Below are 26984 nucleotides of genomic sequence, written 5' to 3' on the forward strand. Positions count from 1 at the left end.
TCTTTCCTGGCTGGCCGGATAAGTCAATGCACCCTGGCTGATTCATGCCTAGTTTTCAACGCGGTTGGAATTCTTCTTCGCGCTCTTCATTCGGTATACGCGCAGGCGCTGGCCTGACGGTCCTGGCGCTGCATGCGGCAGTGGTAGGCGCCATCTTCATGGCACCCGAGAATCGTCCTGAACTCGAAGAACCCGAAGCCATCATGGTGAGCGTGGTGGATGCGCCCATTCCCCAGATCGCCAAGGCCGAGCCCACTCCCGAGGAGCCGCAGCCGGTGACGGAAACGCCGCCCGAGCCGCCGCAGCCCGAGGTCGAGCCCGAACCGGAGCCTGAACTCAAGCCCGAGCCGGAACCTGAACCCGAACCGGAACCGGTGGTTGAAAAGCCGCCGATGCCGGCGCCCAAACCCAAGCCCAAGCCGCCACCCAAGCCTAAACCCAAACCCGAGCCCAAGCAGGACGTCAAGGTCGAGCCCAAGCCGGAAGCGCCAAAGGCGCCGCCCAGTGGCGCGCCCGAAGGCACGCAGGCGCCGCAAGGGCCGCAGCAAGGGCCGCCGCCGGATCAGCCGGTGCTGGTATCCAGCATCGAATTCCAGGGGGCGCGCCCCATGCCCAATTACCCGATGGCATCGCGCCGCATGCGGGAAGAGGGTCGCGTGGTGGTGCTGGTCGAGATCAACACCCAGGGGCTGGTCGAGCGGGCAACCATCGATGCGTCCTCGGGCTTTCCGCGCCTGGACGAATCGGCGCTGGCAGCCGCCCGCAAGGGTCGTTTCAAACCGTATACCCGTAACGGCGTGGCCTATCCCGCCAAAGCCAAAATTCCGTTCGATTTCGTAATGAGGAACTGAGATGTCCAACGCACTGCATAGCGCCACCCTGGTGGCGCAGGCGACCACCAGCCCGGCAGCGCCGGCTGCCGCCGCCGCTGCGCCTGCCGCGGCTGCGGCCGCGCCCGCAGCTCAACAAGCCGCCTCGGCGGTCGGTGCCACGGCTCAGCAAGCCGCCGGCGCTGTCCAGCAATCGGCCGACGCGCTGCACGGCGCCGCCGCCGCGCTGCCCTCGGCGCTGCCTGCCGCGCCGGCCCCCGCCGCGGTCCCCGACATGGGCTTCATGCACTTCATCGCGCAAAGCGACTTCGTCGGCAAAGGCCTGTTCATCATCCTGATCCTGATGTCGCTTGTGACCTGGTACCTGATCCTGGTCAAGGTCGCGAGCAACGTCAGCATGCGCAAGCGCTCCGCGGACTTCCTGAACAAGTTCTGGAACGCCAGCTCGCTCGAACAGGTCGAAAACGAAATCGTCACGCATGGCGCGCGCGATCCGTTCTCGCACCTGGCCAGTCACGCCATGCATGCGCAGGCGCATCACAACAAGTTCGGCGCGACCAAGCTTGAAGAGTCGGGCAGCAACTCCGATTTCGTCACGCGCACCATGCGCAAGGTCATCGACGAAGAAACCGCGAAGCTGGAAAACGGCCTGACCGTCCTGGCTTCGGTGGGTTCGACGGCGCCGTTCGTGGGCCTGTTCGGCACGGTGTGGGGCGTGTACCATGCTCTGGTCGGCATCGGCCTGTCCGACGGCGTGACCATCAACCGCATCGCCGGTCCGGTGGGCGAAGCGCTGATCATGACGGGCCTGGGCCTGGCGGTCGCCATTCCCGCGGTGCTGGCCTACAACACCTTTGTGCGCAACAACCGCGTGTTCCTGTCGCGCCTGGATGCCTTTGCGCATGACTTGTTCGCGTTCCTGACCACCGGCCAGCAGGTCGCTCTGTCCGACGGCAAGGTGCGCGCCCTGCGCCGCCAGAACGGCAACGGCGCTGCGGCTCAACGCGGGAGCGAATAATGGCCTTTGGCAGCTTCGAGGGCAAGGGATCCGGAAGCCATACGGTTTCCGAGATCAATATGGTGCCCCTGATCGACGTGATGCTGGTGCTGCTGGTGATCTTCATCATCACCGCGCCGCTGCTGGCGCATTCGATCAAGATCAACATGCCCCAGGTGGCCGCCGAGCAGATCGAGGAAGAACCCAAGACCGTCGACCTGGCGATCGATGCCAGCGGGGCGCTGTTCTGGGACGAGAAGCCGGTCAATATCGATGACCTGCCCAACCGCTTCAAGTCGATCGCCGGCACCAAGCCGCAACCCGAGATCCGCATCCGCGCGGACCAGAACACGCGTTACGAGACCCTGGCCAAGGTCATGGCTTCGGCCCGCCGTTCGGGCATGACGCGCATCGGGTTCGTGACCACGCCTCCGTCCGGCGGCGTCGCCGGCTCCGCAGCGCCCGCTGCGGCCGGGGCCGCCCCGGCTCCGTCCGCACCTTGAACGCTTCCCGGCCCCGGGGCGCATTTCGCGCCCCGTTCCGGCCGGGATCGCGCTAGAATCGCCGCATGCGAGTTCTGGTAATCGAAGACGACACCACCCTGGGCCACGCGCTCCAGGAATTTCTGGCCGACCAAGGCTATGCGGTCGACTGGCTGACCGAGGGCGACCGGGTTCTGGGCGCCTTGGCGGGGCAGCCTTACGACCTCATGCTGCTCGACCTCAACCTTCCGGGCATGAGCGGGCTGGACGTGCTGCGGCAATTGCGCCAGGACGGCAACCAGGTTCCCGTGTTGATCCTCACCGCCCGCGATGGCATCGAGGACCGCGTCGCCGGCCTGGACGCCGGGGCGGACGACTACGTCACCAAACCTTTCGAATTGCCCGAGCTGGCGGCGCGCGTGCGCGCCTTCGGCCGGCGCCGCGCCGGCCAGGCGCAGCCCCTGATTGAAGTCGGCCCGCTGGTGTTCGACACCGTTGGCCGCGAAGTCCGCGCCAATGGCCAGCGCCTGTCGCTGTCGGTGCGCGAGCTTTCCGTGCTGGAAATGCTGATGGCCCGTGTCGGTCGCGTCGTGACCAAGCGCCAGATCGTGAACTCGCTGTCGGCCTGGGATGCCGATTTCAGCGAAAACGCCGTCGAAGTCTACGTGTACCGCCTGCGCAAGCGCCTGGAAGGCACTGGTGCCAGCATTCAAACGGTGCGCGGCTTTGGCTACATGCTGGATGTGGAAACGGCCTGACGGGCCGGCTGCGGCCGCGTCGCACCGGCCGCGCGCATCCATACGCCTAGGCGAGGGCATTGCGTCATGATGCAGGAACGCACTCCTACCGCTACTCCGGTTTCCCGCCCCTTGCTTCCCTCCCGTTCGCTGGCGCGGCATCTGGTCATCCGCCTGATGCCGCCGATCCTCCTGCTGGTCCTGTTGGACCTGGCGGCCACCTGGGTCATCACGCACAAGATCGACATGTCGCTCTGGATGCTGGAAGATTTCTTCTGGCTGATGGTGGTGGGGCAGGTCGCGTTGATCGCGCTGTTCACCTGGGTGGTGATGCAGGGCGTGCGTTCGGGGCTGCGGTCGGTCAACCACCTGTCCGAAGAGATCCGGCAACGCTCCATCGACGACATGCAGCCGCTGGAAGTGGCCGGCGTGCCGGTCGAAATCGAGCCACTGGTCACGCACACCAATGATCTGCTGCTGCGCCTGGATGCCTCGCTGGCGGCGCAGCGCCGCTTCATCGGCCATGCGGCGCACCAGCTGCGCACGCCTTTGTCGGGGTTGCGCCTGGAGTCGGAATTGATGCTGGCGCGCCCCTTGCCCGACGACGTGCGCGCGCGGGCCGAACGCATCAAGGCGGTGAGCGACCGCATGATCCGCCTGGGGCAGCAGTTGCTGGTTCTGGCGCGCGCCGATCCTAACGCCCGTCCGCAGGACAGCTTCGTGCGCATCGACCTTTGCGAATGGGTGCGGGCGAACGGCGCGGAATGGTTTCCGCGGGTGCGCGAGGCGCACTACGAGCTGGATCTGGTCGCGCCGGACGCGCCCATCTGGATCGACGCCGATCCCTTGCTGCTGGCCGAACTGCTGGGCAATCTCATCGACAACGCGCTGCGCTATGGCAACAAGACCGGCCGCATCACGCTGATCGTCGGCGCCAATCCGCCTTCGCTGACCGTGGAGGACGATGGGCCGGGCATTTCTCCCGATGAGCGCGAACGGGTGTTCGAGGCCTTCTACCGTTCTCCCACCGCGACCGCGGGCGGGTCGGGCCTGGGACTTGCCATCGTGCGGGAAATCGCGCACGCGCATGGCGCCTGGTGGAAACTCACCAGCCGTCCGGACTTTGCAGGAACACGGCTGTCCGTCGTGTTTCCCGGCCCCCGCAAGGGCGCCCAACTTACTCGTCAAGAACCTACATCATGAGCCAAGGTTCGGCCAGCGTTCCTTCGTCGTCCAACGGGCAAACACTCGGCGGGCACGCGCCATCGTCGCGGGCCGCCCTCATCATGGGGGCGCTGGGCGTGGTGTACGGCGATATCGGCACTAGTCCCTTGTATACGCTGCGTGCCTGTCTGACGGGACTGAGCGTGCACACCGACCTGGAGCCTGCCCACCTGCTGGGCGTGCTGTCCATCCTGTTCTGGATGCTGATGGTGGTGGTGTCGTTCAAGTACGTGACGCTGGTGCTGCGCGCCGACAACCGCGGCGAGGGCGGCACGCTGGCCTTGCTGGAACTGGCGGTGCGCGGGCGTGAAGGCAAGCTGCGCTGGGTGCTGATCGTGCTGGGAATTTTCGGCGCGGCGCTGTTCTACGGCGACAGCATGATCACGCCAGCCATTTCAGTGCTGTCGGCGCTCGAAGGGATAGGCATCGTGTCGCATCAGCTGGATGCCTGGGTCGTGCCGCTGTCGCTGGTGGTGCTGATTGCGCTGTTCGCGATCCAGTCGCACGGCACGGGCGCCATGGGCAAGCTGTTCGGTCCGGTGATGCTGTTGTGGTTCGGCACGCTGGCGGCGCTGGGCGGCTGGCAGATCTGGCAGACGCCGGAAGTGCTGCGGGCCTTGAATCCGATGTGGGGTTTGCGTTTCATCGTCGAGTTTCCGTGGATCAGTTTCGTGCTGCTGGGGGCGGTGGTGCTGGCCTTGACCGGCGCCGAGGCGCTGTATGCCGACATGGGCCACTTCGGCCGTCCGGCGATCCGCCGCGCCTGGTTCAGCATGGTGCTGCCGGCCCTGACGCTGTGCTATTTCGGCCAGGGCGCGCTGTTGTTGCGCGATCCGACCGCGATCCGCAATCCGTTCTTCATGATGGCGCCGGAATGGGGGCTGGCCCCGCTGGTGGCCTTGGCCACCATCGCGACCATCGTGGCGTCGCAGGCGGTGATTTCGGGCGCTTATTCGGTCACGCGCCAGGCGGTGCAGCTGGGCTTCTGGCCGCGCATGCAGATCCTGCATACGTCGGCCATCGAGAAGGGCCAGATCTATCTGCCGCAGGTCAATGCGCTGCTGCTGTGCGCGGTGCTGATCCTGGTCCTGCTGTTCCGCAATTCGGACAACCTGGCTGCCGCTTATGGCTTCGCGGTCACGGGGACGATGTTCACGACGTCGGTGCTGGCTTTCGCGGTGTTGCCGCGCGGTTCGACCGGCATCAAGCGTGTGCTGTGGATGGTGGCGCTGGGCCTGTTGCTGTTGTTCGATGTGCTGCTGTTCTCGGCCAACGTGTTCAAGATCCACGAGGGTGGCTGGCTGCCGCTGCTGGTGGCGATAGTGGTGTTCACGCTGATGATGACGTGGCGCCGCGGCCGCCGGCTGCTGTCGGAGATGCAGCAGCGGGACCGCCAGCCGCTCAAGGAATTCATGGCGCAGCTCGAAGAGTACCCGCCGTCGCGCGTGCCGGGCACGGCCATCTTCATGACGATGAACTCGGGCAATGTGCCGCCGGCGCTGCTGCACAACCTGAAGCACAACAAGGTGCTGCATGACCATGTGCTGTTCCTGACCATTCTGGTGGCGGACGTGCCCTATGTTTCGCCCGAGGAGCGCTTCTCCGTGACCAAGCTGTCGGCGTCCAGTTGGCAGGCGACGATCAACTACGGCTTCAAGGAAGATCCGGATGTGCCGGAGGCGCTGCGACTGGTGGCCGAGGCGTATCCGGAGATCGATCTGGAGCCGATGCGGACTTCCTACTTCCTGTCGCGGCAGACGGTGGTGGCGGCGAAGAAGCCGGCGCTGTGGCGCTGGCGGCGGGCGGTGTTTTCGTTCATGGCGCGGAACTCTACTCGGAGTACCAAGTTCTTCAAGATTCCGGCTAATCGGGTGGTGGAGATGGGGATGCAGGTGGAGCTTTAGGCTCTTGCTTGCTCCTTGGTGGTGATTTGCATTCTGTTGACGCCTGGGGCGGCGGGGGCCTGCCGCGCGCGGGGCAACGATTGCGGTCCGGAGCCTTCGCTCCGGACTTCCCCTTAGTCATCTTCGTCAAGGCCTTCGGCCTTTCCTTCAGATTCCCTCGGGCTTATCGACGCCCCGCGCGCGGCAGGCCCCCGCCGCCCCAGGCTGCGTCGGCTGAATGTGTCCCGTTGCTGGGGAGGGCGGTGTGCTTGGCGTTCTCGCCTAGGGTGGGGTGTGGTGGACGATCTTGCGGGGCTCGCCCCCGGCCGGCCGCGCAGGCGGCCTTTGGGGGCTTACGCGGTGTCTTGCGGTAGGTGATGACGCTGCGCGCTGGTCGTGACTGTCTTTAGTGGGCTCGCTCTCATCGAGGTTGGCGCCCGATCGCTCTTCGCCAAACAAAAAGCCCTTCGGCGTGCCGAAGGGCTTTCTGGTTTATGGCGTTGAAGAATTACTTCTTCTTGCCTTCGTCGCTCAGCTGCGGCAGCGAGCTGCCGGAGGAGGCGAGCAGGCCGGTCTTCACGTAGGTGAAGAGCTTGCCGCGGGTGTCGACGATGTCGAGGTTGCGCATGGTGAGCTGGCCAATGCGGTCCGCGGGCGTGAACGGGGCGTTTTCGACCTTTTCCATGGACAGGCGCTCGGGGGCGTAGGTCAGGTTGGGCGATTCCGTGTTCAGCAGCGAGTAGTCGTTGCCGCGGCGCAGTTCGATGGTGACTTCGCCGGTGACGGCGCGGGCGACCCAGCGTTGGGCGGCTTCGCGCAGCATGATGGCTTGCGGGTCGAACCAACGGCCCTGGTACAGCAGGCGGCCGAGCTTGCGGCCGCTTTCGCGGTACTGCTCGATGGTGTCTTCGTTGTGGATGCCGGTGACCAGGCGCTCGTAGGCGATGAACAGCAGGGCCAGGCCCGGGGCTTCGTAGATGCCGCGGCTCTTGGCTTCGATGATGCGGTTTTCGATCTGGTCGCTCATGCCCAGGCCGTGGCGGCCGCCGATGCGGTTGGCTTCGAGCATCAGTTCGACGGGGTCGCTGTATTCCACGCCATTCAGGGCGACCGGGTGGCCTTCCTCGAAGCGGACGGTGACTTCCTCGGCCTTGACGGCGACGTCGTCGCGCCAGAAGGCGACGCCCATGATGGGCTTGACGATGCGGATGCCGGAGTTCAGGTGCTCCAGGTCCTTGGCTTCGTGGGTGGCGCCCAGCAGGTTGGAGTCGGTGGAGTAGGCCTTTTCAGCCGACATCTTGTAGTCGAAGCCGGCCTGGCGCATGTACTCGGACATTTCCGAACGGCCGCCGAGCTCGTCGATGAAGCGCTGGTCCAGCCAGGGCTTGTAGATCTTCAGGTCCGGGTTGGTCAGCAGGCCGTAGCGGTAGAAGCGCTCGATGTCGTTGCCCTTGAAGGTGCTGCCGTCGCCCCAGATGTTGACGTCGTCTTCCTTCATGGCGGCCACCAGCATCGTGCCGGTCACTGCGCGGCCGATCGGGGTGGTGTTGAAGTAGGTGATGCCGGCGGTCGAGATGTGGAACGCGCCCGATTGCAGGGCGGCGATGCCTTCGGCCACCATCTGCGCGCGGCAGTCGATCAGGCGGGCCTTTTCAGCGCCGTAGGCCATGGCCTTGCGCGGGATCTCGTCGTAGTCGGACTCGTCGGGCTGGCCCAGGTTCGCGGTGTAGGCGTAGGGGATGGCGCCGTTGTTGCGCATCCAGAGGAGCGCTGCGCTGGTGTCGAGGCCGCCGGAGAAGGCGATGCCGACCTTCTGGCCGGTGGGAAGGTTCGGGAGGATAGTGGTCATTGTTTGAAGTGAGACGCCAACAGGACTTGGACAGCAGACTTTGACAGCTGCTAGCCGCCAAACAAGAGAAACGGACGCTATTTTAACTCTTTTGCCGCGGTCGGGCCGCCGGGGCGAACAGGGCCGGCAGCTCCAGCTGGCGGATCAGGAGCGCGGTGGCGGCGGCCAGCCGGGTGGCGGGGCGGTGGCGGGCGCTGGCCAGCACCAGATCATTGGTGATGGTCGGGTCGACGATGTCGCACAACGACAGCTCATGTTCCGCCGCCGGGCCGCGTGCGGCCGAGCGCGGCAGGATGGCGTAGGCGTCGCCCTGGGCGGCCAGTTCGACGATGGTCTGGACGGCGTCCACCTCGACGGCGATGGTCAGACGCACGCCCTGGGCGCGGCACACGCTTTCGACCAGGGTGCGGATGGCGTTGGGCAGGCTGGGCACCACCAGCGGGTAGTCGCCCAGTTGGGCCACGGTGACGCGCGGGGGCAGCGCGGGCTGGTGGCCGGCCGCGGCCACCAGCACCAGGTCCTCGCGGAACAGCGATTCGTAGGCCAACTGGGGCGAGGGCGCGGGGTCGTAGAGCAGGGCCAGGTCGACGCGGCCGGCCAGCAGCCATTCGCGCACCTGGGCGCTGAGGCCTTCAGCAACGGCGATGGAGGCCTCGGGGAAGCTGCGGCGGAAGGCCTGCACCAGCGGGGGCGTGAGCACGCGCGCGATGCGGGGCGGCAGGCCGACCACGACCTTGCCCGTGGGCGTCTCGCGCAGGGTCTGCAGGTCCTCCTTGGCGCGTTCGGCCAGGGTCAGCAGGGCGCGGGCATGCTCCAGGAAGCGCAGGCCGGCTTCGGTGGGTTCGGCGCCGCGGCCGTTGCGGTAGAGCAGATGCTGGCCGAGCTCCAGTTCCAGCAGGCGGACCTGGCGGCTGAGCGTGGGTTGCGCCACGTCCAGCATTTCGGCCGCGCGCGAGAAGCTGCGCCTCTCGGCCACGCGCAGGAAGTATTCGATCTGCTTGAGGTCCATCGGATATTTGGAAAATCTATATCTGAAATCAAAGATATAGCATTGTTGGGCGGCGGGCAATCCGGGACCATGGCGTTTTCAACGCAGGAACCCGCCCGTGCCCGATTGCCGTCCTCCGCTAGCCGCGCCCTCCCGTCCCCGCCACGCCTTGCCGCCGGGCGCCTGCGATGCGCATTGCCACGTGTTCGGGCCGGCCGACGTGTTTCCGTACGCCGAGGGGCGCTCGTACACGCCGCCGGATGCGCCTTACCAGGCCATGGCGGCGCTGCACAGTCGCCTGGGTGTGGAGCGCGCGGTGGTGGTGCAGGCCAACTGCCATGGCTCGGACCACCGCGCCTTGCTGGACGCGCTGGCCCAAAGCGGCGGCCGCTATCGCGGCGTGGCCCTGCTGGGAGCGGATGCCACCGAGGCCGGCGTCAGGCAATTGCATGAGGGTGGCGTGCGCGCGGCCCGTTTCAACTTCGTGCCGCATTTGGGCGGCGCGCCGGATCCCGCTGTCTTTGACCGGGTCGTGGCGCTGATCGCGCCGTTGGGCTGGCATCTGTGCCTGCACCTGGACGGCGCGATGCTGCCGGAGCTGCTGCCGCGCCTGGCCGCGCTGCCGCTGCCCTTCGTGGTCGACCACATGGGGCGGTTGAAGGCGGGCGATGGCTTGGCGTCGCCTGCGATGCAGGCGCTGCTGGGATTGGCGCAGGTGCCGCAGGCCTGGGTCAAGGTGTCGGGCATCGACCGCATCGCATCGGGCAAGCGGCCGTTCGCGGAGGGCCTGCCCTTTGTGCGCGCGCTGGCCGAGGCGTTGCCCGATCGCTGCCTGTGGGGCACGGACTGGCCGCATCCGAACGTGGCGGGCGATATGCCCGACGACGGCGAGCTGGTCGACCTGTTTTTTGAAGCTTGTCCCGATGCGGCCTTGCGCCAGCGCATCCTGGTGGACAACCCGGCGCGGCTGTACGGATTCGAGTAGGCGCGGCAAACGCCGCCGCCATCAGGCGGCGCGCGAACGACAAGAAAATTCCATTCAATCAGGAGACACCATGTTCAAGAAAATACTGTCCGCCGGCCTGCTGAGCCTGGCCGCCCTGGGATCCGCCCATGCCGATGGGCCGGTGCGCCTCATCATTGCCTTCCCGCCTGGCGGGCCGGTGGATCTGGTCGGCCGGGTGCTGGCCGAGCAATTGGGCAAGGAGCTCAAGCAGCAGGTCATCGTGGAGAACAAGGCCGGCGCCAACGGCAACATCGCCGCGGCCTACGTGGCCAAGGCGCCCGCCGACGGCTCGGTGCTGTTCCTGACCAGCGTGGGCGCGGTCGCGATCAGCCCGGCGCTGTACAAGGATCTGCCGTATGACCCCGTGCGCGATTTCGCGCCGGTGTCCAAGGTGGTCAACAACGCCACGGTGTTCGTGGTCAATCCGTCCAATCCGGCGGTCGACGCGGCGGACTTCGTCAAGAAGTCGCAGGCCGCCTCGCAATCGGTCGCGATCGGCTCGTCGGGCATCGGCAGCATTCCCCACCTGACCCTGGAAATGTTCGCCGATTCCAGCAAGGCGAACGTGATGCACGTGCCATACAAGGGCGCGGCGCCGGTCATCAATGACGTGATGGGCAACCAGGTGTCCGGCTTCTTCGGCGACGTGCCGGGCCTGATCGGCCATATCCAGGGCGGCAAGTTGAAGCCCCTGGGCATCGCCGCGCCGACCCGCCATCCGCTGCTGCCCGAGGTCAAGACCCTGGCCGAGCAGGGCATCGCCGGCGTGGAGTCCAACAACTGGTACGGCATCGTCGCGCCCGCCGCCACGCCGCCGGCCACGATCGACAAGCTCAACCAGGCCGTGCGCGCCGCGCTGAACACGGAGAGCGTGCGCGCCCGCCTGGAGAAGTTCGGGGCCCAGGCCGCTCCCGGCAGCCCGCAGGAACTGGCTGCCCTGATCGCGTCCGACCGCGAAAAGTGGACCTCGCTGATCCAGCGCAAGAACATCCGTCCGGAGTGAAGATGAACGCATGCAGAGTAGGGCTGGTGACGCCGGGCAGCCGCCCGGAACTGGCCGCGATCGAGGCGCGGATATCGGCTGCGCGGGGGCGCATCTCGCCGCTGTACCAGGTGCTGTTGAACAGTCCGGCCGTGGTCCAGGGCTGGGAAGCCATGCTGACCGCGATCCGCCTGAACACGGCGGTGCCGCCGCGTCTGCGCGAGCTGATCATCCTGCGCGTGGCGACCTTGAACAACGCACCGTACGAGTTCGAGGCGCATGTGCCGCACGCGCTGGCTGCCGGCATGCCGCAGGCGCTGGTGGACGCGTTGCGCGGCGGTCCGGCGCCGTCGGAACTGCAAGGCCTGGAAGCCGGCGAGGCCGAAGTGCTGGCGTTGACGGACGCCATGACGCGCGACATCGAGGTGCCGGACGCCGTGTTCGCGCCGCTGCGCGCGCGCTACGATGACACGCAGTTGGTGGAACTGGCGGCGACCGTGGGCGCGTACAACATGGTGTCGCGCTTCCTGGTGGCCTTGCGCGTAGGACATTAAAGGAGACTGGAGTGCAGGAAACCGTATTGCTGGTGTCGCTGGGCGAGCGCTTCGACGAGCCGCGCGCACGCGAACTTGAACAGACCTTGACCCAGGGATTGGAAGGCTTGTGCGCCGCCGCGTACGCCGCCGTGGAAGAGGACGAAACCTACGTCTATCTGCGCGGATCGGCGGCGGCTCTGCCCGAGGCGCAGGCGCGCCTGGCCGAGAGCTTCCCGGGCGCGCACAGCCGCGTGCTGCACCTGACGCTGGACCTGGCAGGCGCTTCGGCGGGGCAGGACGCGCCGTGGCATTACATCGTCGAAACCGACGTGCTGCCCGAGGCCGACGCCGACCTGAATGCCTGGTACGACCAGGAGCACCTGCCGGGCCTGGCATCGGTGCCTGGCACGGTGCGCGCCATGCGCTATGAGTGCCGCGACGAGTCGCCGCGCTACCTGGCCTGCTACGACCTGCACACGCGCGAAACCTTTGGCAGCCCGCCCTGGCTGGCGGTGCGCGCCAGCGACTGGAGCGGCCGTGTGCGTCCGTCGTTCCGCAATACGCGCCGGACCATGTTCAAACGGATTCTGTAATTGCGCGGCGTCCGCCGCATCCATCGGATTCGAATGCGGGCCTGCCGCCCCCATGAAAAAAGCCTGCGCATCGCAAGATGCGCAGGCTTTTCCGTCTGGGGGCGGTGTTACTTGATCTGGCCCAGCAGCAGGAATTCCATCAGCGCCTTCTGCACGTGCAGGCGGTTTTCGGCTTCGTCCCAGACCACGCTTTGCGGGCCGTCGATGACTTCGCCGGTGACTTCTTCGCCGCGGTGAGCGGGCAGGCAGTGCATGAACACGGCCTGGGGATCGGCGGCGGCCATCATTTCGGCGTCCACGCACCAGTCGGCGAAAGCGGCGCGGCGCTCTTCGTTTTCGGCTTCATAGCCCATGCTGGTCCAGACGTCGGTGGTGACCAGGTGCGCGCCCTTGCAGGCTTCCATGGGATCCTTGAACTGGCGCAGCACCGTGGCGGGCGGCGTGCCGATGCGCGAGGCTTCGAGCTCGTACCCGGCCGGGGTGGACACGTGCAGCGTGAAGCCCAGCATTTCCGCGGCTTGCAGCCAGGTGTAGGCCATGTTGTTGGCGTCGCCCACCCAGGCCACCGTCTTGCCGGCGATGGGGCCGCGGTGCTCGATGTAGGTGAAGATGTCCGCCAGGATCTGGCAGGGATGGAATTCGTTGGTCAGGCCGTTGATCACCGGCACGCGCGAGTGCGAGGCGAAGCGCTCGATGCGGGTCTGCTCGAACGTGCGGATCATGACGATGTCGACCATGCGCGAGATGACGCGCGCGGTGTCTTCGATGGGCTCGGAGCGGCCCAGCTGCGAATCGTTGGAGGTCAGGTTGATGACCGAACCTCCCATCTGGTACATGCCGGCCTCGAACGACACGCGGGTGCGCGTGCTGGCCTTTTCAAACACCATTGCCAGCGTGCGGTCATGCAGCGGCATGTGGGGTTCGTAGCGTTTGAACTTGTCCTTGATCAGGCGCGCGCGGTCCAGCACGTAGGCGATCTCGGCGGACGAGAAGTCCTTGAACTGCAGGAAGTGCCGCAGCGGGCCGTTTTGAGTCGTGGGAGGTGTCATGGTGATGTCGCAGGTCATGGGGCCCGGCCAGGCTCATGGCCCGGGCGGGACGTTGATTTTATGGTGTTTCGGCCAGGAATTCCTGGATGAGCGGAACCAGGATGGCGACGATGCGGTCGGCTTCGTCGCGGTTGAGGATCAGTGGCGGCAGCATGCGGATCACGCGGTCGCGCGTGACGTTGATGAGCAGGCCGGCCTGCATGGCGCGCAGGGCCAGCACGCCGCAGGGGCGCGCCAGCTCGATGCCCAGCATCAGGCCGCGGCCGCGGATGTCGGTGACGCCCGCGACGCCGGCCAGCGCATCGGCCAGGGCGGCTTTCAGGTGATTGCCTACATCGTGGGCGTTGGCGAGCAGGTTTTCGGATTCCAGCGCATCCAGCACGGCCAGCCCGGCCGCACAGACCAGCGGGCCGCCGCCGAAGGTGGTGCCATGACTGCCTGGCGTGAATACGCCCGCGGCCGGGCCGGCGGCCAGCATGGCGCCGATGGGCACGCCGCCCGCCAGGCCCTTGGCCAGCGTCATGACGTCGGGGGCGATATCGGCCCACTGGTGGGCGAACCATTTGCCGGTGCGGCCGATGCCGGACTGGACTTCGTCGATCATCAGCAGCCAGCCGCGCTCGGTGCACAGCCGGCGCACTTCCTGCAGATAGGCGATGTCGGAGGGGCGGATCCCGCCTTCGCCCTGCAGCACTTCCAGCAGCACCGCGGCCACGCGCGGCTCGGCGTCGCCGGCGGCGCGCACCGCGTCCACGCTGTTGTAGGGCACCTGGATGAAGCCCGAGGGCAGGGGCTCGAAGCCCTTGCGCGCCTTTTCGCTGCCCGTGGCCGCCAGCGTGGCCAGCGTGCGGCCATGCCAGGACGAATCCATCGTGATGATGTGGGCGTGCTTGTTGCCGCGCTGGTACGCGTAATAGCGCGCCAGCTTGATCGCGGCTTCGTTGGCCTCGGAGCCGCTGTTGTTGAATGCGACCTCCTGCATGCCCGACAGTTGCGTCAGACGAGTGGCCAACGCAGTCTGCTGCGGCACTTCGTAGATGTTCGAGGTATGGATGACGCGGGCGGCCTGCTCGCTGATGGCGGCCACCAGTTTCGGATGGGCGTGGCCCAGGCAGGACACGCCGATGCCGGCCAGCGCGTCCAGGTACTTGCGGCCTTCGGCGTCCCACAGCCAGACGCCCTGGCCGTGCGTGAACGATACCGGCAGCCGGGCGTAGATATTGGCCAGAGGCGAAGTCATCGCGGATCCTCCCGTGGATGAAGCGGATTGCGCCGGGACTCAGCCGGAGTCCCCGTGGGATGCCGCCGGGTTTGGCAGCGCCGGCAGCTCGTTTTCCCAGGCGAATCGCTTTTTGAAAGAGGGCAAAGGATCAATCATATACAATTCGCGGCGCAGGGCGCATGTTTGATCACGCCGAAGATCCGGCTTTCGTGAAGGGCGCGCTGTAGTGAAGAACTCATGGCAACTCGCGTCAGACAATTCGTAATTCATGGCGTTACCGAAAGCGGTAGCCGCTTTCGCCCCAGCGATTGGGCGGAACGGCTCGCCGGCGTAATGGCACAATTCCGGCCCGCCGGCTGTGCCGGTAACCACCTCACCTATTCGCCCTATGTGCTGCCCGTCGTGATCGACGGCGTGCGCGGGATCGTGGTCGATCTGCGTTTGCGCGATCTGGAACCGCTGGCGTACAAGTTCGTGGTGGATTTCGCTCGCGACAATAACCTCAAGACGGAAGAGCGCGAAATCTAGCCTCCCCAACCAAAAAAGCGCCCTCACCGGGCGCTTTTTCGTTGGGGGACGCCGCACGCCCCTAGGTGCCGTAGCGGTCCAGGATCTTGCGGATATCGCGCACGCCCTGGCCGTCCGCGGTCAGCAGCGCGCGCGCGGTCACCGATTCCAGGTGGTGCTCCAGCAGATGCAGCACGTGCTTCTCGTCGCGCGCGCGCAGGCCCGCCACGATCTCCATGTGCTCGCTGACCGCGCATTCGCTCGAGTGCGGCCGGCCGTAAAGCGCCAGGATCAGCGAGCAGCGCGACACGATCTCGTTCACGTAGCGCGCATACACCGCATTGCCCGACAGCTCCGCCATCAGGATATGGAACTCGCCTGACAGCCGGATGGACTCGTTGGCGCTGTTGCGCTTGCGGGCTTCCTCCTCCTGTGCCACGTGCTGTTCCAACCTGGCCAGTCCAGCCTCGGTGATGTGCTGCAACAGCCGGCGCGCCACGTCGCGTTCCAGGCAGCGGCGCGCCTCGAAGATGTCGTGCGCTTCTTCCAGGCTGGGGCGGGCCACCGCGGCGCCGCGGTTCGGCCGCAAATCCACCAATCCTTCGCTGAACAGGCGCGTCAGGACGCTGCGGACGATGGTCCGGCTGACGCCGAAACGTTCGCCGATGATGTCCTCGGGCAGCTTGTCGCCGGGCAGCAGAGCCTGCTCGATGATGGCTCTGCGCAAATTTTTGTATACGATTTCGTTGCGGCTGATGTCTTTCTTGGCAGACTCGTCGGCCGCCGGCGCGAGGGACTTCATCTTCTTGTTGGCTCCTATGCCTGCGCGCTTTTCTGGGTGTTGGAATGGTGCGGCAGGCGCTGCCGGCGCGCATTTTTCTGTGTGCTGGAAAGCATACTACACCCGGGGCTAAGGGTTAGCGATAGCTTGTCTGCGAGATTGTGCGGAGTACATTGGCGACATAAATCGTATACAAATTTTTATACAAAACAGATCTGATTATTCTTTAATGATTCGATTGTTTGTATACAAATTCACAAAGGCTGATCCATGTCCGCTGTACCGCAGGCCGCCGCAACCGAGCCGTCCCTTTCCGCGCCTTACCGCCTGCTGGTGGTCAATGGCAACACCACGTCCGAACTGACGAGCAGCCTGGCCAGCCAGGCCGAGGCCTTTTACGGGGACATGGTCCGCATCCATGCGGTCACCGCCGGGTTCGGCCCCGCCTACATCGCCAGCCGCGCGGAGGCGGCCGTTGCCGCCCATGCCGTGCTGGACGTCGTGGAGCGCGCGACAGGCGAGGCGCCTGACGGCGGATTCGACGCCTGCCTGCTGGCCTGTTTTGGCGAACCCGGCATCGGCGCGGTGCGCGAACGCCTGGACGTGCCCGTGGTGGGCATGGCCGAGGCCTCCATCCTGAGCGCCATGCAGCGCGGCGACCGCTACGCCATCGTGACGGTGGGCCAGCGCTGGCCCGGCATGCTGCGCGAACAGATCCGCCAGTTGGGGCTGGAGTCCCGCTGCGCCGGCATCCTGGCCCTGCCGGGCAATGCCCTGGACTACGTGTCGCGTTCGGCCGAGTCGGCCTTGCACGTCAGCCGTGCGCTGGACGCCGCAGTGGCGCAGGGGGCGGACGTGGTGATCGTGGCGGGCGCCGCGCTGGCCGGCTACCTGCCCAGCCTGCCGCGCCTGCCGGCCGTGCCCATCATCGATTCCTATCGCGCCGCCCTGGCCCAGGTGCTGGCGTTGGCGTCCCTGGAGCGCGCGCAGCGGTTGTCGCTGATCCGTCCGGGCGCGCATTCCTAGTCTTTTCGCCTTACCCACCGCGCCGGGCCCGACCCCGGCGAGTTCAGACCGATACACAAGGGAGAGTTGCAGCCATGAAGACTTTGCTCAAGTGGACCGCGGGCGCCGTGATCGCGCTGTCGGCCATCACGGGGGCCAGCGCCGCCAACACGCTGAAGTGGGGCGCGGCCCGGGACCTGGATTCGCTGGATCCGTATTCCTACGGCAGCACCTTCAACCTGGCGTTCCTGAACCATGTGTATGAAGCGCTGATCCGCTATGACGACAAGTTCAACATCACGCCCGCGCTGGCGGAGTCCTGGGAGACGCCGTCGCCCACGGTGCTGCGCTTTCATTTGCGCAAGGGGGTGAAGTTCCACAATGGCGCGCCGTTCTCGGCGGACGATGTGGTGGCGTCGATGACGCGGGTTTCGGACGAAGCCTCGCCCCTGAAGGGCAACCTGCCGGCCTTCAAGGCGGTGCGCAAGGTCGATGACTACACCGTCGACATCGAAATGACGCATCCGTATCCGCTGATGCTCAACGACCTGACCAACATCTTCATCTTCAACCGCCAATGGCTGGTGGACAACAACAGCCTGAAGCCCACCGACGCCGCCAAGAAGATCGAAGGCTATGCCACGCATAACGCCAACGGCACCGGCCCCTTCAAGGTGGAGTCGTACCGCCCGGACACGCGCACCGTGCTGGTGGTCAATCCCGCCTGGTGGGACAAGCCGCGCCACAACCTGGACCGCATCGAATTCACGCCCATTGCGTCCGCGCCCACGCGGGTCGCGGCGCTGCTGTCGGGCGATATCAACTTCACCGAGAACGCGCCGCTGCAGGACCTGGACCGGCTGCGCGCGGCGTCCAACGTCAAGGTGCTGGCCTCGACCGAGCTGCGCACCTTGTACTTTGGCTTCAATCTGGGCGACAAGCTGGTCGGCTCCAACATCACCGACAAGAATCCGCTGAAGGACCTGAAGGTGCGCCAGGCGCTGTACATGGCGCTGTCGCCGGAGCTGATCCAGAAACGCGTGATGCGCGGCCTGTCGCGCACCACGGGCGCACTGGTGGCGCCGTCCATCCCGGGCTACGAGCCCAAGCAGGAAGAGCGCCTGCCGTTCGACGCCGCGCGCGCCAAGAAGCTGCTGGCCGAGGCCGGCTACCCGGACGGCTTCACGGTGTCGTTGCTCTGTTCGAACGACATGTTCGTCAACGAGGAGGAAATCTGCCAGGCCGCCGCCTCCATGTGGGCGCGCATCGGCGTGAAGGCCTCGCTGGCCAGCGGGCCGCGTTCCCTGCAGAACCCCAAGCGTTCGCGCGGCGAGTTCGACATCACCATCCACGGCTGGGCCAACGAGCCGCAGATCGACGCGCTGTCCATCCTTTTGCAGGTGATGCATAGCCGCAGCGGCCCGGCCGGCGTCTTCAACTGGGGCCAGTGGGGCGATCCGGCGCTGGACGCCAGGATCGACGCGGCCGCGGCCGAGATGGACCGTCCCAAGCGGGTGCAGATGATGGCCGACGTGCTGCAGACGCTGCATGACGACGCGCGCTTCCTGCCGCTGCACCAGCAGCCGATGGCCTGGGCCGTGGGCAAGAACGTGGGCGAGGTGCTGCAGATGCCGGACAACAAGGCGCGCCTGTGGACCGTGCGCATGCAGTAACGCCGCGGACCGCCGCCCGCCGGCGGTCCTGCGTATGACTAGGGTCTGAAGGGGAGCCGCACATGCTGGCATTCATAGTTAGACGGGTCTTCAACGCGGTCGGCGTCATGCTGGCGGTGGCGCTGATGGCCTTCGTGATTTTCCGGTTCGTCGGCGACCCCGTCGACATGATGCTCAACGAGCAGGCCTCGCAGACGCAGCGCGATGAATTGCGCGAACGCCTGGGTCTGAACGCCTCGGTGGGCATGCAGTTCGTGCACTTCGTGACCAACGCGGCGCAGGGCGAGTTCGGCATTTCCTACCGCAACCAGCAGGACGTATTTGCGCTGGTGGCCGAACGCTTTCCCGCCACGTTCGAACTGGTCCTGATGGCGACCCTGCTGTCGCTGGTCATCGGCGTGCCGCTGGGCGTGCTGACCGCCATCTACCGCAAGTCGCGCCTGGCGCAGGCGCTGCAGTTCGTTTCCATCCTGGGCATATCGCTGCCCAGCTTCGTGGTCGGGATCATGCTGATCCTGATCTTCTCGGTGCAGCTGGGCTGGCTGCCGGGCTTTGGGCGCGGCGACACGGTGAAGATCGGCTGGTGGACCACCGGCCTGCTCACGCCCTCGGGCCGCGCCGCGCTGGTGCTGCCGTCCATCACGTTGGCGCTGTTCCAGATCACGCTCATCATGCGCCTGGTGCGGGCCGAGATGCTGGAGACGCTGCGCACCGAGTTCATCAAGTTCGCCCGCGCGCGCGGCCTGCCGGATCGCATCGTGCATTTCCGGCTGGCCCTGCGCAACTGCCTGATGCCGGTGATCACCGTGACCGGCATGCAGATCGGCAACCTGATCGCCTTCGCGCTGATTACCGAAACGGTCTTCCAGTGGCCCGGCATGGGGCTGCTGTTCATCCAATCGGTCATGTTCGTGGACATCCCCGTCATGGCCGCCTATCTGGTGATCGTGTCCTTCATTTTCGTGGCGCTGAACACGCTGGTGGACATGATGTACGGCGTGGTCGACCCGCGCCTGCGCAGCCAGCACGTCAAGGGAGGCGCCAATGCTCACTAAGCCATTTTCCGCAACGGGGCAGGGCCGGCTTGCCCGCTTCCTGCAGAGCGACCTCTGGTGGAGTTTGAGGCAGGACTATGTGGCCATGGGCGCGGGCATCGTGCTGCTGGCGGTGGTGCTGCTGGCCGTGTTCGCGCCCTGGATCGCGCCGCAGAATCCCTACGACCTGGCGCAACTGGACCTGTTGAACGCGGAGCTGCCGCCTGTGTGGGAGGCCGGCTCGGACCCGCAGTTCCTGCTGGGCACGGACACGCAGGGCCGCGATGTCTGGTCCGCCATCCTGTACGGCTCGCGCATGTCGCTGGTGATCGGGTTGGCCACGGTGGTGCTGTCGCTGGCCATCGGCCTGCTGGTGGGGCTGGCGGCGGGCTATTTCGGCGGCTGGGTCGACAACGCGCTGATGCGCCTGGGTGACACGCTGCTGAGCATCCCGACGATCCTGGTCGCGATTTTGGTGACGGCGGTATTCCGCCAGCTGTTGCCGCCCGGCATGCGTGAAACGTTGTCGGCCGTGATCCTGATCCTGGCCATCTCCATGACCAACTGGGTGCAATACGCGCGTACGGTGCGGGCTTCGGCCCTGGTGGAGCGCGGCAAGGAATACGTGCAGGCGGCGCGCCTGATCCGCGTGAGTTCGCTGCGCATCATGCTGACGCACATCCTGCCCAACACGCTGACGCCGGTCATGGTGACGGCCACCCTGAACCTGGGCCTGGCGATCCTGATCGAGGCCACGCTCAGCTTCCTGGGCGTGGGCATGCCGCCCACCGAACCGTCGCTGGGCACGCTGATCCGCCTGGGCAACCAGTTCCTGTTTTCGGGGCAGTGGTGGGTGGTGGTGTTTCCCGCGCTGTACCTGAGCCTGATCGTGCTGGTGGTGAACCTGCTGGGCGACTGGCTGCGCGACGCCCTGAACCCCCGCCTGCGCTGAACGCAAACCGACAAGAGTAGAACCATGGAAAACGCAACGCTGTATACCCAAGTCCGCCCGGCCGGCGGCGAGATGACCTCGGTGTTGGTGCGCGACGGCCGCATCCAGGCGCTGGGCGGGCCGGCGCCCGCCGGCGTGCCGGTGGTGGACGGGGGCGGCGCGCTGATGCTGCCGGGCCTGATCGACGCCCACGCGCACCTGGACAAGACCATGTACGGCATGCCCTGGTACCGCAACGAGGTCGGCCCGCGCCTGATCGACAAGATCGAGAACGAGCGCGCCGAGAAGAAGCGCCTGGGCATCGATCCGTACCGCCAGTCGGCCCGCCAGTTGGTGATGTCGATCGGCGACGGCACCAGCCATATCCGCAGCCATGTGGACGTGGACACGGACATCGGACTGGGCGCGATCGAAGGCGTGATGCGCGCACGCGAACAGTATCGCGACCAGATCGACGTGGAGATCGTCGCGTTCCCGCAGAGCGGGCTGCTGATCCGCCCGGGCACGCTGGAACTGATGGACGAGGCCTTGCGCATGGGCGCGGAAGTGGTGGGCGGGCTGGACCCGGCCGGCATGGACCGCGATCCCAAGGGCCATCTGGACGCCATCTTCGGGCTTGCACAGAGGCATGGAAAGCCCATCGACATCCATCTGCACGAAGCGGGCGAACTCGGCGCGTTCTCGATGCAGATGACCATAGACCGGGTGCTGGCGCTGGGCATGCAGGGCAAGGTCACGCTGTCGCATTCCTTCTGTCTGGGCATGCCCGACACGCAGGCGGTGCAGGCCCTGACGGAAGGTTTGCTGAAGGCCGGTGTGCACATCATGACCACGGGCTCGGCCTCGCGGCCGGTGCCCAATGTGGCGAAGCTGCACGCGGCCGGCGTCACGGTCTGCACGGGCAACGACGGCATGCGCGATACCTGGGGTCCCTACGGCAAGCCCGACATGCTGGAACGGACCATGCTGGTGGGCCTGCGCAACAACTTCCGTCGCGACGACGAGCTGGATCTGGCGCTGCACGTGGCGACCTACGGCAATGCGCAGGTCATGGGCCTGTCCGACTACGGTTTGGCGCCAGGCTGCCACGCCGACTTCGTGCTGGTGGACGCCGAGACGGTGGCCGAAGCGATCGTATCGCGCCCGCAACGCAAGCTGGTCGTCAAGGGCGGGCGCGTGGTCGCGCGCAACGGCCGGGCGCTGGCGGAGGCGCCGTGATGAGCGCGCCGCAAGGCCCCATCCTGCTGACCGCCCGCTGGGTGGTGGGCCACGAGAACGGCCGCCATTGCCTGTACGAGAACGGCGAGGTGGTGTTCGAGGGCGACCGCATCGTCTACGTCGGCCACCGCTACCCGGGGCAGGTCGCGCAGCGTCGCGACTATGGCCGGGCGCTGATCGGCCCGGGTTTCGTGGACCTGGATGCGCTGTCCGACCTGGACACGACCATCCTGGGCTTCGACAACTCGCCCGCCTGGAAGAAGGGCCGCATCTGGCCCGAGACCTACATGAAGCGGGGGCCGTACGAGATGTACACGGCGGCCGAACTCGCATTCCAGAAGCGCTACGCGTTTGCCCAGCTGATACGCAACGGCATCACGACGGCGCTGCCGATCGCGTCGCTGTTCTACCGCGTGTGGGGCGAGACCCGCGATGAATTCCTGTCTGCGGCCAATGCCGCCGGCGAGCTGGGCCTGCGCGTCTACCTGGGACCGGCCTATCGCAGCGGCCATACATATGTGGACGCCGGCGGCACGATCCGCTGTCATTACGACGAGGCGCGCGGCTTGGCGGGACTGGAGGCGGCCCTGGCCTTCTGCGACGAAATCGAAGGCCGTCACAACGGCCGCGTGCGCGCCATGCTGTCGCCCGACCGCATCGAAACCTGCACGCCTGCGCTGTTGCGCGCATCGGCTGCGGCGGCGCGCGAGCGGAATATCCCGATCCGGCTGCATTGCTGCCAGTCACGCCTGGAGTACGACCTGGTGCTGGAGCAGCATGGCATGAGCCCGCCGGAATGGCTGCAAAGCCTGGACTTCCTGTCCGAGCGCGCTTTGCTGCCGCATGGCACTTATGTGTCGGGTTCGCGCCATATCGAGCGGCCCGGGCGCGACCTGGAGATCATCCGCGACGCCGGCGCCAGCATCGTGCATTGCCCGCTGGTGTCGGGGCGACATGGCGCCACGCTGGAATCGTTCGCGCGCTACCGCAAGCTGGGCGTGAACATCGGCATGGGCACGGACACCTGGCCGCCCGACATGGTCCTGAACATGCAGGTGGGCATGATGCTGTGCCGGGTGGCCGACGGCTCGACCGAGGCGGTCCGCTCCGAGGACTACTACGACGCCGCCACCGTGGGCGGGGCTGACGCCCTGGGCCGTCCGGACCTGGGCCGGCTGGCCGTGGGCGCCAAGGCCGACATCGTGGTGTTCGATTTTTCGCACGACCGCAACGGCCAGCTGATCGATCCCATCCAGACGCTGATGGTGAGCGGCAGCGGGCGCGACGTATCGCAGGTCGTGATCGACGGCCGCTTCGTCATGGTGGACGGGCGGATCCCCGGCTTCGATGCGCGCCTGGCGCAAGAGCAGGCGCAGACGCAGTTCGACGGGCTGGTGGCCCGCTACCCTGACCGCACCTGGGGGCATCCGCCGGCCGAGCAGATTTTTTCCTCCAGCTATCCGCGTCCCGCAAGGAGTCCGTCATGATGGCCCTCGTTCCCAACTCCACGCAGCCGCCGGCCGCGGCCAACACCGCGCCGACCCTGTCGGTGCGCGGCCTGTCGGTCGAGTTCCCGACGCGCCACGGCGTCCTGGTCGCCACACGCGACATCAGTTTCGACATCCAGCCGGGCGAGATCCTGGGCATGGTCGGCGAATCCGGCGCCGGCAAGTCGCTGACCGGCATGGCGGTGATCGGCCTGCTGGAGCCGCCCGGGCGGCTGGGCGGCGGCGAGATCCACCTGGCGGGCAGGCGCATCGACAACCTGCCGCCCAAGGCGCGCCAGCGTTTGCGCGGCAAGGAAATCGGCGCGATCTTCCAGGATCCGCTGACCAGCCTGCATCCTCTGTTCACGGTGGGCGACCAGTTGGTCGAGACGATCCGCCACCATGACAAGGTGACGGCGCAGGCTGCGCGCCAGCGGGCGCTGGAGCTGCTGCTGGCCGTGGGCATCCCGGCGGCGGACAAACGCATCGATCACTATCCGCATCAGTTCTCCGGCGGCATGCGCCAGCGCGTGGTGATTGCGCTGGCCCTGGCGGCGCGGCCGGCGCTCATCATCGCCGACGAGCCCACCACGGCGCTGGACGTGTCGGTGCAGGCGCAGATCACGGCGCTGTTGCGGCGCTTGTGTCGCGAGCAGGGCACTTCGGTGCTATTGGTGACGCACGACATGGGCGTGATCGCCGAGACCGCGGACCGCGTGGCGGTGATGTATGCGGGGCGCATCGTCGAGATCGGACCGGTGCTGGACGTGCTGCGCCGCCCGGGCCATCCGTACACGCAGGGCCTGATGAATGCGATTCCCGGCCTGCGCCAGCGCGCTGCCCGGCTGAACCAGATCGACGGCGCCATGCCGCGCCTGCACGCCATGCCCGACGGCTGTGCTTTCCACCCGCGTTGCTCGATGGCGGGGCCGCGTTGCGGCCAGCAGCGCCCGCCGCTGGCCGCATCTCCGGCCGGCGCCACCGTCAGCGCCTGCTGGCTGCATCAAGGAGGAGTCGCCCATGCCGCTTAACGATGATGTGTTGTTGCGGGCCGATGACCTGGCCTGTTGGTTCGACGTGTCGCCGCCCTGGCTGGAACGCACGTTGTCGCGTCAGCCCGAGCAGACCTTGAAGGCGGTGGACGGGGTGTCGCTATCCGTGCCGCGCGGTACAACTTTGAGCATTGTGGGCGAATCGGGCTGCGGCAAGTCCACGCTGGCGAAGCTGCTGGTTGGGCTGGTGGCGCCGACGCGCGGAACGCTGCGCTACGGGCGCAACCGCAAGGGCGGCGTGCTGCATCCGCAGATGATCTTCCAGGACCCCTACGCCAGCCTGAATCCGCGCTGGCGGGTGGGCAATATCGTGGCCGAACCGATCACGACGCTGGGCTTGCGAGCCACGCCGGCGGAAACGCGACGGAGGGTGGACGAGCTGCTGGAACTGGTTGGCCTGTCCGCCAGCGACGCCGGCCGCTTTCCGCACGAGTTTTCGGGCGGCCAGCGCCAGCGGATTTCGATCGCGCGGGCGCTGGCGACGGAGGCGGAATTCCTGGTGTGCGATGAACCGACCTCGGCGTTGGATGTGTCGGTGCAGGCGCAGATCCTGAACCTGATGGGGGATCTGCAGAAGGAGTTCGGGCTGACTTATGTGTTCATCAGCCACAACCTGTCGGTGGTGCGGCACGTGTCGGACAGCGTGGCGGTGATGTATCTGGGGCGCATCGTGGAGCAGGCGCCTGCGGATCAGCTGTTCGACTCGCCACAGCATCCGTATACGCGGATGCTGCTGGATACGATTCCGGACCTGGATGATCCGCGGCGGGATCGGGAGCCGATGGGGGGGGAGGTGCCTAATCCCATCTTGCCGCCGTCGGGGTGTACGTTTCATCCTCGGTGTTCGATGGCGCGGGAGCAGTGCAAGGTGGAGGCGCCTGTGGTTGTCGGGGTGGGCGGGCGGCAGTTACGGTGTCATGCCGTGACGTGGGATGTAGTGCGCGCCGCGTGATCTGGTCGAAGATCGGTTCTTAGGGCGCCAACCGCGCCGTGGATGAGCCGGTTTCAGTCGGATCTGAGTGCTTCAATCGGACTCAATTTCGAGGCTGCAAAGGCGGGGTAGATACCGAAGAAAAATCCGGTCAAAAGCGACATGCCGAACCCGAGAAGTGCCGCCAGAGCCGATAGCGTAGGCTCCCAGCCTGTGAACCACGCGTAGAGCACGGAGGCGAACATGCCGAGCAGGGTGCCTGCTCCGCCTCCCACGAACGAGAGGCTGACTGCCTCCGTGACGATCATTGTCATGACGCCCCACTGGTCGGCGCCGATGGCCATGCGCAGCCCGATCTCGCGGCGTCGTTCGGCGATACCGGCCAGCATGACGTTCATGATGCCAATGCCGCCAACAAGCAGCGAGATGCAGGCCACTCCACCCAGCATCCATTTGAACATCTGCCCTTGCTGCCGCATGCCGTCGAGCAGCAGCAGCGCTCCCTGCGCCTGGGCGTTGCTGCCCTTGCGCTGAAGAAACGAGGAGACCTCGGTGAGCGCATGCAGAGGGTCGTGGCCCTCGGCAACGCGCAGCAGGATGTTGGATAACGCTCCGGTCGCGGAGTTCGCGCGGCGATCCGCCTTGATCGGCAGAATCAGGGCGTTGTCGAGATCGAACGGCAGTAGTGGGTTGCGTGGAGCACTACGCAGGACTCCCACGACCGTATAGCGGTAGTTGTCCATGCGGATCTCATCGCCCAGCGCCAGCTCTGTGCCGCCGCCGACGAGTTGCGTAGCCAGATTCCCTCCGACCACCACCACGGTGTTCAATCCATCCCGGTGGGAAATGAATCGGCCGCGGGCGAGTTCCAGCCGAGCTGCGGTCATCAGGTGTTCCGTGGTGCCAATGACCGTCGCGTCGAGCAACTTTCCTCCTGTGCCGGTCTTGACTGGCGTCGTCGATAGCGGAGCGGCCAGGGAAACCCCAGCGATACTCTTTGCCATTTCTTGTGCGTCTTCGCTCCTGAGTGGAGGGGCTTTGCGCTGTCCGCCGAGGGTGGGGCTGTCCTGAACAATGATGAGGTCCGTCCCCATCGACTTGAATTGGCGCGCAGCCTCGTCCGAGGTGTTCTCTCCGATGTTCAAGAGCGCCACGACGGCCGCAGCGCCGATGGCTATGCCGATCAGGGAAAGCAGGGTGCGTTGCCGAACCGCGCGCATATTGTCGATGGCATCCTCGACAATGGCGCGCAAGGAGCCGGTTGCGCGCGGGAAATTCATCCACGCCATGGCGCACTCTCGCGAACAACGCCCCGCCCGTGACTGACCACGATTTCCCGCTGACACTTGACGCTGATGGCAGGGTCGTGGGTCACGATGACGACCGCGACGCCGGACTCCCGGCTCAGTTCGCCCAGTAGGCTGAGAATGTCCTGCGCCGCCTTCTGATCAAGGTTGCCGGTGGGTTCATCGGCGAGCACGAGCTGCGGCGCTCCGACCAGGGCCCGCGCAATGGCGACTCGCTGCTTCTGTCCGCCGGATAGCGAGTCCGGCAGGTGCTCCGCGCGATCGGCCAACCCGACGCGCTCCAGCCAGCGCTGTGCCCGTCGGCGGCGCTCGGACTTGCCGATGCCGCGGTAGAGCAGGGGAAGGCCGACGTTGTCGAGTGCGCTCATGCGTGGCAGCAGATTGAAGGCTTGGAATACGAATCCGATGTGGCGATTGCGCAGGTTGGCTCGCGTCTTCAAGTCCGCATCATGCACGGGCTTCCCCCGGTAGAGCACGGCGCCGCTATCCGGCGCGTCGAGCAACCCCATGATGTTGAGCAACGTGCTCTTGCCCGACCCGGAGGCTCCGATGATGGCGCACATTTCGCCAGCGCCGACCTCGAGGCAAACGTCTTGCAGCACAGGTACTGTACCGCTGCCATTGTGGTAGGCCTTGCTGATCCGATCCAGTTTCAGCAT

At 66.4% G+C, this 26984-nt stretch carries 26 protein-coding genes; 19 read left to right on the top strand and 7 right to left on the bottom strand.

The genetic code is table 11. The features are described 5' to 3' along the window. The first annotated feature begins 44 nt into the window (after positions 1-44). The 6 genes from IB259_RS21505 (at position 45) to IB259_RS21530 (ending at position 6174) form a co-directional block, all read left to right on the top strand. Positions 45-851, top strand: a complete 807-nt coding sequence (locus IB259_RS21505; protein WP_054451129.1) for an energy transducer TonB — start codon at positions 45-47, stop codon at positions 849-851. A gap of 1 nt (position 852) precedes the next feature. Further along, on the top strand, positions 853-1848 hold the full coding sequence (locus tag IB259_RS21510) for a MotA/TolQ/ExbB proton channel family protein (protein ID WP_054451130.1): 996 nt from the start codon (positions 853-855) through the stop codon (positions 1846-1848). Next, positions 1848-2330: a biopolymer transporter ExbD gene (locus IB259_RS21515; protein WP_054451131.1), complete on the top strand. Its 483-nt coding sequence runs from the start codon at positions 1848-1850 to the stop codon at positions 2328-2330. Before IB259_RS21510 ends, IB259_RS21515 begins: the two co-directional genes overlap by 1 nt. 65 nt (positions 2331-2395) lie before the next feature. Further along, entirely contained in the window at positions 2396-3067 is a 672-nt protein-coding gene (locus tag IB259_RS21520) for a response regulator transcription factor (protein WP_006218435.1), read from the top strand. Between the two features lie 66 nt (positions 3068-3133). Next, a complete protein-coding gene (locus tag IB259_RS21525; protein ID WP_225590495.1) occupies positions 3134-4249 on the top strand; it encodes a HAMP domain-containing sensor histidine kinase in 1116 nt (371 codons plus the stop codon). Further along, positions 4246-6174, top strand: coding sequence for a potassium transporter Kup (locus IB259_RS21530; protein ID WP_054451132.1), 1929 nt, complete (start codon positions 4246-4248; stop codon positions 6172-6174). The genes IB259_RS21525 and IB259_RS21530 overlap by 4 nt, the downstream gene beginning before the upstream one ends. A 487-nt stretch (positions 6175-6661) precedes the next feature. On the opposite strand, the gene argG is transcribed toward IB259_RS21530, so the two are convergent. Beyond that, on the bottom strand, positions 6662-8002 hold the full coding sequence (gene argG / locus IB259_RS21535) for an argininosuccinate synthase (RefSeq protein ID WP_013392627.1): 1341 nt from the start codon (positions 8000-8002) through the stop codon (positions 6662-6664). A gap of 82 nt (positions 8003-8084) precedes the next feature. Then, a complete protein-coding gene (locus tag IB259_RS21540) occupies positions 8085-9011 on the bottom strand; it encodes a LysR family transcriptional regulator (RefSeq protein ID WP_175181686.1) in 927 nt (308 codons plus the stop codon). A 97-nt stretch (positions 9012-9108) separates the two neighbouring features. Between IB259_RS21540 and IB259_RS21545 the strand changes: the two genes are divergently transcribed. From IB259_RS21545 to IB259_RS21560, 4 genes are all read left to right on the top strand, one after another. Next, positions 9109-9975, top strand: a complete 867-nt coding sequence (locus IB259_RS21545; protein ID WP_175162637.1) for an amidohydrolase — start codon at positions 9109-9111, stop codon at positions 9973-9975. Positions 9976-10045: 70 nt separating this feature from the next. After that, complete coding sequence (locus IB259_RS21550; RefSeq protein ID WP_119450511.1) at positions 10046-10999, top strand: tripartite tricarboxylate transporter substrate binding protein; 954 nt, start codon at positions 10046-10048, stop codon at positions 10997-10999. A gap of 2 nt (positions 11000-11001) precedes the next feature. Continuing rightward, positions 11002-11532 (top strand): carboxymuconolactone decarboxylase family protein, encoded by a 531-nt coding sequence (locus IB259_RS21555; RefSeq protein WP_054451135.1) that lies wholly within the window; start codon positions 11002-11004, stop codon positions 11530-11532. Between the two features lie 11 nt (positions 11533-11543). Next, positions 11544-12107, top strand: coding sequence for a DUF4286 family protein (locus tag IB259_RS21560; protein ID WP_054451136.1), 564 nt, complete (start codon positions 11544-11546; stop codon positions 12105-12107). A 107-nt stretch (positions 12108-12214) separates the two neighbouring features. Here the strand turns inward: IB259_RS21560 and argF are convergent, their stop codons facing one another. Both argF and IB259_RS21570 read right to left on the bottom strand, forming a co-directional pair. Next, a complete protein-coding gene (gene argF / locus IB259_RS21565) occupies positions 12215-13156 on the bottom strand; it encodes an ornithine carbamoyltransferase (protein ID WP_054451338.1) in 942 nt (313 codons plus the stop codon). A 58-nt stretch (positions 13157-13214) separates the two neighbouring features. Then, positions 13215-14396: an aspartate aminotransferase family protein gene (locus tag IB259_RS21570; RefSeq protein WP_192330069.1), complete on the bottom strand. Its 1182-nt coding sequence runs from the start codon at positions 14394-14396 to the stop codon at positions 13215-13217. A 219-nt stretch (positions 14397-14615) separates the two neighbouring features. Here IB259_RS21570 and IB259_RS21575 point away from each other — a divergent pair, with 219 nt between their 5' ends. Next, positions 14616-14906: a DUF3579 domain-containing protein gene (locus tag IB259_RS21575; RefSeq protein ID WP_013392635.1), complete on the top strand. Its 291-nt coding sequence runs from the start codon at positions 14616-14618 to the stop codon at positions 14904-14906. A 61-nt stretch (positions 14907-14967) separates the two neighbouring features. On the opposite strand, the gene IB259_RS21580 is transcribed toward IB259_RS21575, so the two are convergent. Next, the gene (locus IB259_RS21580; RefSeq protein ID WP_054451138.1) at positions 14968-15687 is read right to left on the bottom strand and encodes a GntR family transcriptional regulator; all 720 of its coding nucleotides are present in this window, start codon (positions 15685-15687) and stop codon (positions 14968-14970) included. Positions 15688-15936: 249 nt separating this feature from the next. Between IB259_RS21580 and IB259_RS21585 the strand changes: the two genes are divergently transcribed. The 8 genes from IB259_RS21585 to IB259_RS21620 all read left to right on the top strand — a co-directional run bounded on the left by IB259_RS21585 (position 15937) and on the right by IB259_RS21620 (position 25039). Next, a complete protein-coding gene (locus IB259_RS21585) occupies positions 15937-16692 on the top strand; it encodes an aspartate/glutamate racemase family protein (RefSeq protein WP_192330071.1) in 756 nt (251 codons plus the stop codon). Between the two features lie 74 nt (positions 16693-16766). After that, a complete protein-coding gene (locus tag IB259_RS21590) occupies positions 16767-18344 on the top strand; it encodes an ABC transporter substrate-binding protein (RefSeq protein WP_119450508.1) in 1578 nt (525 codons plus the stop codon). Positions 18345-18406: 62 nt separating this feature from the next. Continuing rightward, positions 18407-19399, top strand: coding sequence for an ABC transporter permease (locus tag IB259_RS21595; protein WP_054451141.1), 993 nt, complete (start codon positions 18407-18409; stop codon positions 19397-19399). Then, complete coding sequence (locus IB259_RS21600; RefSeq protein WP_054451142.1) at positions 19389-20330, top strand: ABC transporter permease; 942 nt, start codon at positions 19389-19391, stop codon at positions 20328-20330. The genes IB259_RS21595 and IB259_RS21600 overlap by 11 nt, the downstream gene beginning before the upstream one ends. Before the next feature lie 24 nt (positions 20331-20354). Continuing rightward, on the top strand, positions 20355-21548 hold the full coding sequence (locus IB259_RS21605; RefSeq protein WP_054451143.1) for an amidohydrolase family protein: 1194 nt from the start codon (positions 20355-20357) through the stop codon (positions 21546-21548). Beyond that, the gene (locus IB259_RS21610) at positions 21548-23035 is read left to right on the top strand and encodes an amidohydrolase family protein (protein ID WP_054451144.1); all 1488 of its coding nucleotides are present in this window, start codon (positions 21548-21550) and stop codon (positions 23033-23035) included. The genes IB259_RS21605 and IB259_RS21610 overlap by 1 nt, the downstream gene beginning before the upstream one ends. Beyond that, complete coding sequence (locus tag IB259_RS21615; RefSeq protein ID WP_192330073.1) at positions 23032-24066, top strand: ABC transporter ATP-binding protein; 1035 nt, start codon at positions 23032-23034, stop codon at positions 24064-24066. Before IB259_RS21610 ends, IB259_RS21615 begins: the two co-directional genes overlap by 4 nt. Next, entirely contained in the window at positions 24056-25039 is a 984-nt protein-coding gene (locus tag IB259_RS21620; protein ID WP_175162645.1) for an ABC transporter ATP-binding protein, read from the top strand. The genes IB259_RS21615 and IB259_RS21620 overlap by 11 nt, the downstream gene beginning before the upstream one ends. Positions 25040-25092: 53 nt before the next feature. Here IB259_RS21620 and IB259_RS21625 read toward each other — a convergent pair whose 3' ends face one another. Together IB259_RS21625 and IB259_RS21630 are read right to left on the bottom strand one after the other, a co-directional pair. Then, positions 25093-26307: an ABC transporter permease gene (locus IB259_RS21625; RefSeq protein ID WP_192330075.1), complete on the bottom strand. Its 1215-nt coding sequence runs from the start codon at positions 26305-26307 to the stop codon at positions 25093-25095. Beyond that, entirely contained in the window at positions 26295-26984 is a 690-nt protein-coding gene (locus IB259_RS21630) for an ABC transporter ATP-binding protein (protein ID WP_192330077.1), read from the bottom strand. Before IB259_RS21630 ends, IB259_RS21625 begins: the two co-directional genes overlap by 13 nt.

The sequence above is a fragment of the Achromobacter sp. ACM04 genome (genome assembly GCF_014851465.1).
GTDB classification, from domain to species: domain Bacteria; phylum Pseudomonadota; class Gammaproteobacteria; order Burkholderiales; family Burkholderiaceae_B; genus Achromobacter; species Achromobacter aegrifaciens.